Here is a 12,641-nt window from a genome sequence, read left to right on the forward strand (position 1 = left end):
ACGGGAGAGGCCGCCTTATCGCAAATGCGATTTATTCGCAACATACCGCCGCTTCAGCCCGGGCGATCCTCGGGCGGCGGTTCGCCCGTCATCCGCTCCAGTTCCGCATTCAGCACCGCCCCGAGCAGCGCCGCCGCGGCCGAGAGCCAGAACCATGTCATGCAGCCGATCACCGCGCCGAGCGGCCCATAGGCGCCATCGCGGCCGCCGAACCGCCCGACATACCAGGAATAGGCGGCCGAGCCGGCGAGCCACAGCAGCGTCGCCACGGTGCTGCCCCAGCTCACCCAGCGCCAGGCCGGTTCCGCCTGGCACGGCCCGTAGCGGTACAGCAGCGCCAGGAACAGCGCCACCGCGGCGATCAGCAGTGGCCAGCGCACAAGCCGCAGCGCCAGATCCGCGGCGCCATCCAGCCCGATCAGCTGCAAGGCCAGCGGCAGGCCGACCACCGCGGCCATCGCCAGCGCCGTCAGCAACAGCCCACCCAATGTGAAGGCCAGCGCCAGCAGGCGACGCGCCAGCCAGCCCCGCGTCTCCTCCGCCCCGCGCACATGGTTCAGGGCACGCAGCAGCGCGCGCATCGCCCGGTTGGCGCTCCACAGCGCCACGGCCAGGCCGGCGGCGGCGCCGAGGCCCAGCGCATCGCGGTCCTGCCGCGCCAGCCGTTCCAGCAGGCTGCCGACCAGCTGCGCGGTCTCCTCCGGGATCACAGGGGTGAACTGCATGAGATCCTGCGTCGCCCGGGCCGGATCGAAGATCAGGCCGGACAGCAACACCAGCGCCGTCAGCGCCGGGCCGAGGCCAAGCAGCATGAAGAAGGCGACGCCGCCGGCCTCGTCCAGCACATGCTGGCGCGAGGATTCGCGCAGCGTGCGCCAGGGCAGGCGCCACCAGGACGCCCCCTGCCGGCCACGCGCGCCTGCAACCAGGGGCGGCATCAGGCGCTGACCCTGAGACGCATCTGGAAGGAGACCACCATGTTCAGACTTATCCGCAACATCGCCATCCTGCGCGGCCTCTGGGGCATGTTCCGGCGCAGCCGCCGTCGCTGAGGGCGGCGACATGCTCATTCCGCCGGCTGCGCTTCCGGCGGACGCCCCGCTTCCTCCTGCCTGCGCAGTTCCGCCGCGCGGGCACCGGGGGCGGCGGTGAAGCGGGCCAGCAGCACATAGCCCACCGGCACCACGAACAGGGTCAGCAGCGTGCCCAGCGTCAGGCCGCCGGCGATGATCAGTCCGATGGTGCTGCGCGATTCGGCGCCGGCCCCGCTGGCCAGCGCCAGCGGCAACGCGCCCAGGATGCTGGCCGCGGTCGTCATCAGGATCGGGCGCAGCCGCAGCGCCGCCGCATCCTCCGCCGCCTGGGCCGGCTCCATCCCCTGGTCGCGAAGCTGGTTGGCGAATTCCACCAGCAGGATGCCGTTCTTCGCCACCAGCCCCACCAGCAGGACCATGCCGATCTGGCTGTAGATGTTCACCGTAAGCCCCGCTGCGAGCAACGTCAGCAGCCCGCCGGCCACCGCCAGCGGCGCCGCCGTCATCACCACCAGCGGGTGGATGAAGCTCTCGAACTGCGCCGCCAGCACCAAGAAGGTCAGCACCAGCACCAGCGCGAAGATCACCAGGATGGCCTGGCCGGTTTCCTGCAGGTCCAGGCTTTCACCGAGCCAGCGCAGCGTCGCCTCGGGCGGCAGGGCCTCGGCGGCGGCGGCCTCGGCCTCCTCGATGGAAGCGCCGAGCGTTGTGCCGGGGACCAGGTTGGCGCCGATCTCCACCGCGGCCAGCCGGTCCACGCGGCGCAGTTCCTGCACCGTGCCGACCTCGCGCAGCTCCACCACCGAAGACAGCGGAATCAGCTCGCCGTTGCGGGCGCGGAGGTAGGCGTTGCGGATATCGCCCGGCGCCGCCCGCGCCGCCGGCTCGGCGCCTAGGATCACCTCGTACTCCTCGCCACGGTCCAGCCATTGCGTCACCTCGCGGTCGCTGAACAGCACGCCCAGCGTCTCGCCGATCGTCGCGGCATCCAGCCCGAGCACAGCAGCGCGGTCACGGTCGATGCGGATCTCGAGCTGCGGCTTGGTCGGCTTGTAGGAGGTATCGAGCGCCACCAGCCCCGGAATGTCACCGCTGCGCTCCAGCATGGTGGCACCCCATTCGCGCACCCGTTCCCGCTCCGTCCCCGCCACGGCGAAGCGGAACTGGCGGCCGCTGCGGCGCTGGCCGAGCTTGGGCGGCGCGACGGCGAAGGCGCGGATGCCGGGGATGGCGGCCAGCCGGCCGCGCAGATCCGCCACCAGCGCCGCCTGCCCCAGATCCCGGTCGCCCCAGGGCTTCAGCCGCAGGATGACGATGGCGCGGTTGGTCTGCGCCGCGCCGCCACGCCCGGGGGCGACGATGCTGAGGAATTCCTCGGCCGGGCCGTCATCGCCGACCAGCGGCGACAGCGCCGCCTCGATCCGCTCCACAGCCGCCAGCGTGTCCGGGTAGCCGGCGCCCTGCGGGCCTTCGGCGATGATCAGCACCGCGCCGCGATCCTCATCCGGCGCCAGTTCCTGCGGCAGCGCCACCCAGGCCAGCCCGCCCGCCCCGGCGAAGGCGAGGCCGCCCAGCAGCACCAGGGCCGGCCGCGCCAGCAGCCGGCGCAGCGCCGCGCGGTAGTGGTCCCGCAGCCAATGCTGGGCGCGCAGGCTGGCGCGCGCGACGCGGCCATCATGTTCTGCACCCGCAAATAAGCGAGCCGAAAGCAGCGGCGCCAGCGTCAGCGCGGCAGCGGTGGAGAACACCACGGTCGCCGCCAGCATCACCGCGAATTCCGCGAACAGCCGCCCGACATTGCCCTGCAGGAAGGCCAGCGGCAGGATCACGGACAGCAGCGCGGCGGAGGAGGCGAAGACCGCGAAGCCCACCTGCCGCGTCGCCCGCACCGCGGCCAGCAGGATCGGCTCGCCTTCCTGCTGCCGGCGGCGGATGTTCTCCAGGATCACCACGGCGTCGTCGACGCAGAAGCCGATGGCCAGGATCACCGCCAGGATGGTCAGGACATTGATCGAATAGCCCAGCGCCGCCGCCACCGCGATGGCGGGGATGATGGAGGCCGGGATGTTCAGCGCCGGGATCAGCGTGGCGCGCAGTGAGCCGAGGAACAGGTAGATGACCAGCACGATGATGCCGATGGTCAGCGCCAGGGTCCAGGCGACGTTGGCCAGCGTCTCCCGGATGAACAGCGCCTCGTCATAGGACAGTTCCAGCCGCACGCCCGGCGGCAGCGCGCCGGCCAGCCGCTCCGCCGTCTCCGCGATGCCGCTGGACACTTCCAGCGCATTGGCATCGGCGCGGCGCAGGATGCCGATGGCGATTGCCTGTTCCCCGCCGACACGGAAGGCGGAGCGATAATTCTCCACGCCGATCTCGACCCGCGCCACGTCGCCGAGGCGGACACGGCCGGTACCCTCCCCCTCCCGCAGCACCAGGGCGGCGAATTCCTCGGCCGAGCCCAGCCGGGTCAGCGCCCGCAGCGTCAGTTCCTGCCGGCCGGTTTCCAGGCGGCCGGCCGGCACTTCCAGGTTCTCGGCGCGCAGCCGGTTCGCCACATCCACCGGCGTCAGCCCGCGCGCCGCCAGCGCCGGCTGGTCGAGCCAGATCCGCATGGCGTAGCGGCGTCCGCCAAAGATCTCGACGCCCGCCACGCCCGGCACGATGCCCAGCGCATCCACCAGGCGGCGCTCGGCGAGATCCGTCAGCTCGGCCGTATCAAGCCCCTCGGCGCGGAGGGTGAGGTACATCACCGCATCCTCGTCGGCCGAGGCTTTTTCCACCACCGGGTCCTCGATGCCGTCGGGCAGGTCGCGGCGCGTCGCGGCGACCTTGTCGCGCACCTCGGCGGCGGCGGCGTTCAGGTCCGTGCCGGTGTTCAGCTCGATGATGACGACGGAGGATTCGTCGCGGGTGATGGAGCGGATGATGCGGATGCCGGCGATGCCGGACAGGCTGTCCTCGATGTTGCGCGTCACCTCGCGCTCCACCACCTCGGCCGGGGCGCCGGTGTAGAGGGTGCGGACGGAAACGACCGGCGGGTCCACATCCGGGTATTCGCGCACCGAAAGCGTGAAGGCCGCACCGATGCCGATGGCGATCAGCAGCAGGTTGAAGGCCAATGCGGCGACGGGGCGCAGCACCGGCAGGTCGAAGGCGCTGCGCATCAGCGTTCCGCCACGGCGGCGGGTGAAGCGGCCTGGACGCGGGCGCCGTCCTGCAGGCCCTGCAGGCCTTCCAGCACCACCTCGGTACCGGCCATCAGCCCGTCCTGGATCTCCATCCGCTGCGGCGTGCGCTGGCCGATCCGGACCTGGGTGCGGCGGGCGACGCCGTCCTGCACGCGGAAGACGAAATGCTGCGGCCCCTGCATCACCACGGCGCGGGGCGGCACGGTGACGGCCTGTTCCACCACCTCCGCCGCCACCGTGGCCTGCATCAGCATGCCGGGGCGCAGGCGGCGGTCCAGATTGGGCAGCCGGGCCACTACGGTCACGGTCCGCAACGCCGGATCGACGCGCGGGGCGATGACCTGGACCCGGCCCTCGAATTCACGGCCCGGCATGGCGGAGGAGGTGGCGATCACCGTGGCACCCACTTCGACCCGCCCGATCTCCTGCTCCGGCACCGCGAAATGCAGTTCGATCGGGTCCACCGCATCCAGCGCCACCAGCGGCGTGCCAGGCTGCACCAGGGCACCGACGCTGACCTGCTTCAAGCCCAGCCGCCCATCGAAGGGCGCGACGATGCGCGACTGCGACAGGCGCGATTCCGCGGCGGCGGAGCGGGCCTCGGCCCCGGCCAGGCGCTGGCGCAGGTCGGCCACGTCACCGCGCGGCGCGAAGCCGCCCCGGGCGAGGCGGGAGGAACGAGAAAGCTGCTGCTCAAGCTCCGTCGCCTCGGCCTGGGCGGCGCGCAACTCGGCCTCCGCGGCACCGGGGTCCAGGGTGACCAGCACCTCGCCCTGCGCCACTTCCGCGCCTTCCTCGAAGCTCAGCTCGGTGACCCGGCCGGTGATCTCGGCGGCCAGCATGATGCTGCTGCTGGCCTGGACGGTGCCGAGTGCCTGCACCTGCCGCACCAGGCGCGCCGCCTCCGCGGTGGCGAGCACCACCGGGGTGGGTGGTGGCGCGGCGGGTTCGGCGCGGTCCTCGCTGGTGGAGGGCCAGAGGAAATACCAGGCGACCAGGCCGGCCAGGGCCAGGGCGGCGAGCACAGCCAGCAGGCGGCCACCGCCGGCGGCGGCGGAGCCCTGCCGCCCCGTTTCGTGGTCGTCCTGGGATGCTGCCATTGGCGGTGCAACGGAGTGGCAAGCGGGAAGTTCCCCGGCCCGGCTCAGGCCAGCCGGGCGGAAACCTGCGCCGCGCAGGCCTGCAGCCGCTGCAACAGCAGGGCTGGATCCTCCCCCGGATAGGCTTCTGCCGGCATGATCCGGGTGAGGCTGCCGGCGACCTGCGCGCCGTCACGCGACCGCACCGGCACGGAAACCGCCGCCAGATGCCGGTTGAAGCGGCCGACGGTGGTGACCTGGCCATCCCGCCGGATGCCCGCCAGGCGCTGGCGCACCGCAGCCCAGTCCGCCCCCAGCCCCGCCGCCGCCATTTCCGCTTGGCGCTGCACGAACAGGGCGCGGATGCGCGGCGTCGGCAGGCTGGCGAGGATGACCAGCGAGGCGGCGCCCTGGAACAGCGGCAGCGGCAGTCCCCGGGCGCGCAGGATGCTGATGCGGCGGCCGCCGGCCTCGATCGCCTCGGGCCCCTCACGGTGCACGCAGAGCACCTTGTCGCGGTACAGGCTGCACAGCAGGACCATACTGTTGGGCATCTCCGCCGCCAGTTCCGGCAGCACCGCCTCGCCCGCCTGCAGCAGCGGGTCGGCGATCCGCATCAGCCGCTCCAGCTCGACGATGCGGGGGCCGAGCGAGTAGCGGCCCTGGGATGCCTGGGCGAGCAGCCCGGCATCGCACAGCGCCTTCACGTAACGATAGGCGGTGGATTTCGTGTAGCCGAGCCGCGCCTGCAGATCATCCACCCGGATCACCGGCTGGTCCGGGGTGAACTGGTCCAGCACCTCCAGCATCCGCACCAGGCTGCCCGGCGCGGCCACCGCGGGCGCTTCAACGGGCACCTCCGGCGTGGCTCCGGGCAGCATCTCGGTACGTATCTGGGATGGCGTCTGGGAGGACATGACGAGCTTGATACCGCGAATGGGGGTTGCGAGCGACGGGGGTGCGGGCTTAACTTTCCCAAAATGTGGGAAACGGCGCTGTTCCTGCCAAGGTGAAACTGGCAGTTCAGCGTCGGCCCGAGAAACTGGTCAGGAGGAAACCCATGCCCGATATCCGCCCCACCGGCGATGTGCTTGGTGCGACCGTCACCGGCATCGACCTGTCCCGCCCGATGTCCGACGGCGACTTCGCCGTCATCCTGCGCGCCCTGGGCGAGCACGGCGTGCTGCGTTTCCCGGAGCAGCTTCTGGAACCGGCGGCGCTGCGTGACTTCTCGGCCCGCTTCGGCAGCATCCAGGCCTCCGTCACCGGCAAGTTCCAGGACCCGCAGGTGCCGGAAGTCGGCATTCTTTCCAACATCGTCGAGGACGGGAAGCCGATCGGCATCGCCGATGCCGGCCAGGACTGGCACACCGACATGTCCTATCGCGACACGATGGGCTTCGTGAACGTGCTGAACGCGCACAAGGTGCCGGTGCGCGACGGCAAGCCGCTGGGCAACACGCTTTTCGCCAATATGCATGCAGCCTATGAGGCGCTGGACCCCGCCCTGAAGCAGCGGCTGGACGGCATGACCGCCACGCACGACTTCAACAAGTTCTGGGAAGGCATGCTGGCCAAGGGCAGCGGCCGTGGCCCGCTGACCGCCGCGCAGCGCGCCAGCCGCCCGCCCTCGGTCCATCCGGTCTTCCTGACGCATCCGATCACCGGCCGGAAGGTGCTGTACTGCAACCCCGGCTACGCGATGCGGATCAACGAGCTGGACGAGGCCGAGAGCGACCGGGTGCTGGAGCAGCTCTTCGCGCATCAGCTGGAGAAGCGTTTCATCTACACCCATGTCTGGGCGGAGCGTGACCTGCTGATCTGGGACAATATCGGCACGCTGCACAACGCCCTGCCGGATTACCGTGCCGATGAGCCGCGCATGATGAAGCGCTGCCAGGTGATGGCCGACCGCGTCTTCCAGCCTGGCTTCATGCCCCAGCCGGCGATGGCCGCCGCACGATGAAGCTGCTCAGCTTCGAGACCGCCGCCGGCGCCAGCTACGGCGCCGCGGTAGCCGGCGGCGTGGTCGATCTCGGTCGTCGCCTGGGCACGCGCTACCCATCGCTCCGGGCGCTGCTGGCCGGCGGCGCGCCGGCGCTGGAAGCCGCCCGCGCGGAGCAGGGCGTGGACCATGCGCTGGATGCCGTGGCCTTCCTGCCGGTGGTGCCGGATGCGAAGAAGATCATTGGCATCGGCCTCAACTACCGGTCCCATGTGGCGGAGGAATCCGGCCGCGCACCGCCGCCCTTCCCGCGCGTCTTCGGCCGTTGGAACGATTCGGTGGTGGGCCATGGCGCGGCGCTGTGGCGGCCCAAGGCGTCGGAGCAATTCGACTATGAGGGTGAGCTGGCGCTTATCATCGGCAAGCCGGGCCGCCACATCGCCAAGGACCGCGCCTTCGACCACATCGCCGGCTATGCCTGCTTCACCGATGGCAGCCTGCGCGACTGGCAGCAGCACACCACCACCTCCGGCAAGAACTTCTACCGATCCGGCGCCTGCGGCCCGTATCTGGTGACGGCGGATGAGGTGGGGGATGCGACGAAGCTGACCCTCGTCTCCCGCCTGAACGGGAAGGAGGTGCAGCACGCCTCCACCGGCGACCTGATCTACGACATCCCGACGCTGCTCGCCTATGTCTCCGCCATCACACGGCTGGAGCCGGGCGACATCATCGCCACCGGCACGCCGGAAGGTGTCGGCTCCCGCCGCACGCCGCCGCTGTGGATGCGCGCCGGCGATGTCTTCGAGGTGGAGATCACCGGCCTCGGCACGCTGCGCAACCCCGTGGTTGAGGAACAGGAAGCATGAGCGCCACCACGGCGGAGGCCCGGCTGATGGTGCCGGCGGAGCGTGTGCACGCGCAGATCCTGGCCATTCTCAATAGCTGGGGCATGGCGGAGGATCTGGCGGCGACGACGGCGGAGATGATGGTCGAGACCGACCTGCTCGGCGTGGATTCGCACGGCATCTCTATGCTGATGACCTATGAGGCGCGGTACCGGGAGGGCAAGCTGGACCTGCAGGCCCGCCCGCGCATCATCCGCCAGGGGCCGGCGACGGCGCTGGTGGATGCGGGCGCGGGGCTCGGCCACCCGGTTTCCGTCTTCGCCATGAACCTGGCGGTGGACAAGGCCATGCAGACCGGCGTGGCGGTGGTGGGCGTGCGCAATTCCCACCACTTCGGCGCGGCCGGAATCTATGCGCGCCTCGCGGCGAAGCGCGGCGCGGTCGGCATGGTCACCAGCGCCACGCGCGGCATCTCCATGGTGCCGACGGGTGGCGCGGTGCCGGTGCTCGGCACCAATCCTCTGGCCTTCGCCGCCCCCACCGGGCGCAACCCGCCCTTCGTGCTGGACATGGCCACCACCACGGTCGCCGCAGGCAAGGTGAAGGTCTACCACCTGAACGACCGCCCGGTGCCGGCCGGCTGGGTGATGGACGGCGCCGGCGCCAGCGTCACGGACCCGCACCTCGCGCATGAATTCGTCATGCAGCGCCCTGAAGGCGGGCTGACTCCGCTGGGCGGCACGCCGGAGATGGCGAGCCACAAGGGCTACGGCCTGGCGATGATGGTGCACATCCTGGGCGGCACGCTGGTCGGCGCCAGCTTCTCGCCGATCCGCAACCGCACGCAGTCGGAGAAGGACCCGGACGGGCTCGGGCATTTCTTCATGGCGTTGAATCCTGCGGCGTTCCGCGAGGAGGGCGAATTCGAGCACGATCTCGATGAGGCCATCGACGTGCTGCGCGCCACGCCGGCCGCCGATCCGGCCCGCCCGGTACAGGTGGCCGGCGACCCGGAGGAAACGGCACGGGCCCGGCGCCTGCGGGACGGCATTCCGGTGCCGCCCGCGCTGGACCGCCATATCCGCGCGATCTGCGAGCGCGGAGGTGCCGCATACCTGCTGGGCTGACGCGACAAGAAACAAGACAGGGAGAGAAACGATGAAGACCGGAACCCTCAAGACGCTGTTGCTGGCCGGCTGCGTGCTCGGCGCGGGCGTCGTGCAGACGGCCGGCGGGCAGAGCGCGGGCGCGCAGACGCTGCGCATGGCGGTGGGCGCGCAGGTCACGTCGCTGGACCCGCACTACCACAACATCTCCCCCAACAACGCCTTCGCCGCGACGATCTTCTCCAACCTGATGGAGATGGACCCGAATTCGCGCCCCGTGGCGGCGCTGGCCGAAAGCTGGCGGCCGATCGGCGAGGATGTGTGGGAATTGAAGCTGCGCGCCGGCGTGACCTTCCACGACGGCACGCCCTTCACCGCGGATGATGTGGCCTTCACGCTGGACCGCATCCCGAAGGTGGTGAACAGCCCCGGCTCCTTCCGCACCTACACCCATTCGATCATCGGCGTGGAGGTGGTGGACCCGCTCACGGTGCGGCTGCAGACGCGCGGGCCCGACCCGGTGCTGCCCGCCAACCTGTCCCAGGTGCCGATGCTGTCGCGCAAGATCCATGAGGGCGCCAGCACGGAGGATTTCAATTCCGGCCGCCTCGCCATCGGCACCGGCCCGTTCCGCATCATCGGCGGCCGGTCGCCGGACCGGATCGAGCTGGAGCGCAACGACAGCTATTGGGACGGGGCGGAACCGTGGCAGCGGGTGGAATACCGCATGGTGACCAACGCCGCCGCGCGCACCTCCTCCCTGCTCGCGGGCGACGTGGATTTCATTGACCAGGTGCCGACGGCCGACCTGGCGCGGATGCGGCGGGACGAGAGCATCCGCATCTCGGAAATCGACAGCCTGCGCCTGGTGTATTTCCACTTCGACCACATGCGGGACGGGCCTTCGCCGTTCATCACCGACAACGCCGGCCAGCCGCTGCCGCGCAACCCGCTGCGCGATGTGCGCGTGCGCCGCGCGCTGGCGCTGGCGGTGGACCGCGCCGCAATCGTCGAGCGGGTGATGGAAGGCAATGCGGCGGCGATCAACCAGTTCATGCCGCCGGGCGCCTTCGGCCACGCGCCGGAACTGGCGCCGCCGCCGCCGGCCGACCCGGCCCAGGCACGCCGCCTGCTGGCCGAGGCCGGCTACCCGGAGGGCTTCCGCATTACGCTGCACGGCCCGAATGACCGCTACCCGAACGATGCGCGCATCGTGCAGGCAGTGGCGCAGATGTGGTCGCGCATCGGCGTTCGCACCGCGGTGGATGTGCAGCCCTTCTCCAGCTTCGTGACGCGCGCCTCGCGGCAGGAATTCTCGTCGTTCCTCGTCTCCTGGGGCAGCTCGACGGGCGAGCCTTCCGGCGGCATGCGCTCGGTGCTCGCGACCTTCGATCGGTCGCGCGGCATGGGCGCGGTCAATCGCGGCCGCTACTCCAATCCGGAATTCGATGCACTGCTGATGCGCGGCATGCGGGAGCTGGATGACGCGAAGCGGGAGGCGCTGCTGCAGGAGGCGATGCGCATGGCGATGGCCGACCAGGCGATCATCCCGACGCATGTGCAGCGCAATGTCTGGGCGATGCGACAGGGCTTCGCCCACACGCCGCGCACGGATGAGCGGACCCGGCCGCAGGATGTGCGCCCGGCCAACTGAGCTCCGGTTGGTAAGGCCCCCTCACCCAACCCTCTCCCCCCATGCGGGGGGAGAGGGCTTTTTGTGCCTGCTAGCGCAGGGCGTCCCAGCAGCCGCGCGCGATGCGGCCGATGCTGGCGAAGGAGGCGGCGAAGCCGGGCAGGCCGTCCGGCATCGTCTCCGGCACCCAATCCGTGGCGGCGGCCAGGATGAACAGGGGCTTGCCGCCATCGAAGACGATGCCTGCATCCATCCGCCCGCGCCGGCCGCGCCCGGTCTTGTGCGCGACCTTCGTGCCATAGGGCAGCAGCGAGGGAATCAGGTTCCGCAGGATCTGCCAGCTCAGGATATCCATCGCCAGGCGGCAGAGCTCCGGCGAGCTGCCCAAGCGCTTCGCCACGGCCGCATCCTCCGTCCCGCGCAGGATCAGGTCCAGCAGCAGCACCTGGTCCGATTGCGTTGTCGTCGCCACCGCCTCCGGCGGATGATCCCAGCCGATGCCGAGCGGCGGGATCAGGCCACGATGGTCGGTGCCCTGCATGCCGATGCCGCGGCAATAGTCGGTCATCGTCTCCGGCCCCAGCCGTTCCAGCACCGCCTGGGTGCAGACATTGTCGCTGGTGATCATCATGTTCACGATCACGTCGCGCAACGGGATAATGCAGCCCGGCGTCATGTAGCGATAGGTGCCAGAGGCAACGTCCTTCTGCAGCCGCGCCTCGATCTCCACCGGATCATCCAGCCGCAGCTTGCCTTCATGCACCGCGGCCAGCGCCGCCATCATGATGGAGATCTTGCGTACGCTGGCGGAGGGCATCGGCACATCGCCCTCATGATGCGCCTCCGCGTCGCGGCGCAGATCCTTCACGTGCCAGCGCGTGGTGAAAGGGTAGGAATCGCCGATCGTCTTCAGCCGTGCGGCCAGGTCTTGCATGGTGTTCTCCTCTCCACCACCAACCTAGCCAGCGCATGGCGCGCGCACCAGACAGCGCGCGCAGATCAGCGTCGATCCGTGGAAAGCGGGCGCAGCGTCGCGATCTTCTCCCGCATCAGGCGCAGGATGCCGCCGCGGCTGCGCCGCATGCGCGCGAGCGGCCCGCTGACGGCGACAGCCAGCGGGCGATGCCCTTCCGTCACCGGCAGGGCCATGCTCAGCATCATCGTATCCGGCACCACCGCGCCCTCGCTGCGCGCATGGCCCTGCACACGAATTTGCGCCAGCTCCGCCAGCAGCGGCGCCACCGCCAGCGGCACGGCGCCGCGCCCTGCATTGATGCGCCGCAGCAGCCGCGCCACCTCCGCGTCGCTCTGCTGTGCCAGCAGCACCTTGCCGGCGGCAGGCAGGAAGATCGGCCGGCGCGAGCCGGGCTTGATGTGGAAGCGCACCGGGCGGATGGATTGCAGGATGCGGATGTAGTCCACGTATTCGCCGTGCTGCATCGCCAGTACGATCGTCTCCCCCGTCTCCGCCTGCAACTCATCCATCAGGCGCGGGATGCCGCCTTCCTCGGCGAAGAAGCGATCGAAGATCCAGGTGCCGAGCACGGCGAAGCGGATGGTGGGCTGGTAGTCCCGCGCGCGTGGCTCGTATTCCAGGTAGCCCAGCGACAGCAGCGATTTCAGCAGGACCGAGGTCGAGCTCAACGGGAAGCCAAGCGCCGCGGCAACCTCCGTCACTGTGGCTGGCGCATGGCGATGGGCGAAGAACTCGAAGATCTCCAGCACCCGGCCCGCGGATTTCACCACGCCATCCATCCTCGCCTCCCGCTCGGCACCGCTTCATATATGTGGAATCGGCGCAGCATGCT

Annotated in this window: 10 protein-coding genes; 4 read left to right on the forward strand and 6 right to left on the reverse strand. The window is 70.4% G+C overall.

Going from position 1 to position 12,641, the window contains the following annotated elements; genetic code table 11:
• Nucleotides 1-53 precede the first annotated feature (53 nt).
• From HB662_RS04665 to HB662_RS04680, 4 genes are all read right to left on the reverse strand, one after another.
• Complete coding sequence (locus tag HB662_RS04665; RefSeq protein WP_168047727.1) at nucleotides 54-938, reverse strand: YihY/virulence factor BrkB family protein; 885 nt, start codon at nucleotides 936-938, stop codon at nucleotides 54-56.
• A gap of 128 nt (nucleotides 939-1,066) precedes the next feature.
• The gene (locus HB662_RS04670) at nucleotides 1,067-4,198 is read right to left on the reverse strand and encodes an efflux RND transporter permease subunit (protein WP_168047729.1); all 3,132 of its coding nucleotides are present in this window, start codon (nucleotides 4,196-4,198) and stop codon (nucleotides 1,067-1,069) included.
• Nucleotides 4,198-5,322 carry an efflux RND transporter periplasmic adaptor subunit gene (locus tag HB662_RS04675; RefSeq protein WP_168047731.1) on the reverse strand — a complete coding sequence of 375 codons (1,125 nt, stop codon included), beginning with the start codon at nucleotides 5,320-5,322 and terminating at the stop codon, nucleotides 4,198-4,200. Before HB662_RS04675 ends, HB662_RS04670 begins: the two co-directional genes overlap by 1 nt.
• 44 nt (nucleotides 5,323-5,366) lie before the next feature.
• Complete coding sequence (locus HB662_RS04680) at nucleotides 5,367-6,218, reverse strand: IclR family transcriptional regulator (protein WP_168047733.1); 852 nt, start codon at nucleotides 6,216-6,218, stop codon at nucleotides 5,367-5,369.
• Nucleotides 6,219-6,361: 143 nt separating this feature from the next.
• Here HB662_RS04680 and HB662_RS04685 point away from each other — a divergent pair, with 143 nt between their 5' ends.
• Genes HB662_RS04685 through HB662_RS04700 form a run of 4 tightly spaced genes read left to right on the forward strand, consistent with a single transcriptional unit; the run spans nucleotide 6,362 to nucleotide 10,854 of the window.
• On the forward strand, nucleotides 6,362-7,267 hold the full coding sequence (locus HB662_RS04685) for a TauD/TfdA dioxygenase family protein (protein ID WP_168047735.1): 906 nt from the start codon (nucleotides 6,362-6,364) through the stop codon (nucleotides 7,265-7,267).
• A complete protein-coding gene (locus tag HB662_RS04690; protein WP_168047736.1) occupies nucleotides 7,264-8,115 on the forward strand; it encodes a fumarylacetoacetate hydrolase family protein in 852 nt (283 codons plus the stop codon). Before HB662_RS04685 ends, HB662_RS04690 begins: the two co-directional genes overlap by 4 nt.
• Complete coding sequence (locus tag HB662_RS04695) at nucleotides 8,112-9,221, forward strand: Ldh family oxidoreductase (RefSeq protein ID WP_168047737.1); 1,110 nt, start codon at nucleotides 8,112-8,114, stop codon at nucleotides 9,219-9,221. The genes HB662_RS04690 and HB662_RS04695 overlap by 4 nt, the downstream gene beginning before the upstream one ends.
• A gap of 31 nt (nucleotides 9,222-9,252) precedes the next feature.
• Nucleotides 9,253-10,854, forward strand: a complete 1,602-nt coding sequence (locus tag HB662_RS04700) for an ABC transporter substrate-binding protein (RefSeq protein ID WP_168047738.1) — start codon at nucleotides 9,253-9,255, stop codon at nucleotides 10,852-10,854.
• Between the two features lie 70 nt (nucleotides 10,855-10,924).
• On the opposite strand, the gene HB662_RS04705 is transcribed toward HB662_RS04700, so the two are convergent.
• Together HB662_RS04705 and HB662_RS04710 are read right to left on the reverse strand one after the other, a co-directional pair.
• On the reverse strand, nucleotides 10,925-11,767 hold the full coding sequence (locus HB662_RS04705) for a serine hydrolase (protein WP_168047739.1): 843 nt from the start codon (nucleotides 11,765-11,767) through the stop codon (nucleotides 10,925-10,927).
• Between the two features lie 65 nt (nucleotides 11,768-11,832).
• Entirely contained in the window at nucleotides 11,833-12,579 is a 747-nt protein-coding gene (locus HB662_RS04710) for an IclR family transcriptional regulator domain-containing protein (RefSeq protein ID WP_168047740.1), read from the reverse strand.
• Between the last annotated feature and the right edge of the window lie 62 nt (nucleotides 12,580-12,641).

The sequence above is a fragment of the Falsiroseomonas frigidaquae genome (assembly GCF_012163145.1).
GTDB lineage: Bacteria > Pseudomonadota > Alphaproteobacteria > Acetobacterales > Acetobacteraceae > Falsiroseomonas > Falsiroseomonas frigidaquae.

Coding starts and splice junctions, on each gene's coding strand:
- HB662_RS04685 (WP_168047735.1), top strand. CDS start 6,362: ATGCCCGATATCCGCCCCACCGGCGATGTGCTTGGTGCGACCGTCACC.
- HB662_RS04670 (WP_168047729.1), bottom strand. CDS start 4,198: ATGCGCAGCGCCTTCGACCTGCCGGTGCTGCGCCCCGTCGCCGCATTG.
- HB662_RS04665 (WP_168047727.1), bottom strand. CDS start 938: ATGCCGCCCCTGGTTGCAGGCGCGCGTGGCCGGCAGGGGGCGTCCTGG.
- HB662_RS04675 (WP_168047731.1), bottom strand. CDS start 5,322: ATGGCAGCATCCCAGGACGACCACGAAACGGGGCGGCAGGGCTCCGCC.
- HB662_RS04705 (WP_168047739.1), bottom strand. CDS start 11,767: ATGCAAGACCTGGCCGCACGGCTGAAGACGATCGGCGATTCCTACCCT.
- HB662_RS04690 (WP_168047736.1), top strand. CDS start 7,264: ATGAAGCTGCTCAGCTTCGAGACCGCCGCCGGCGCCAGCTACGGCGCC.
- HB662_RS04695 (WP_168047737.1), top strand. CDS start 8,112: ATGAGCGCCACCACGGCGGAGGCCCGGCTGATGGTGCCGGCGGAGCGT.
- HB662_RS04700 (WP_168047738.1), top strand. CDS start 9,253: ATGAAGACCGGAACCCTCAAGACGCTGTTGCTGGCCGGCTGCGTGCTC.
- HB662_RS04680 (WP_168047733.1), bottom strand. CDS start 6,218: ATGTCCTCCCAGACGCCATCCCAGATACGTACCGAGATGCTGCCCGGA.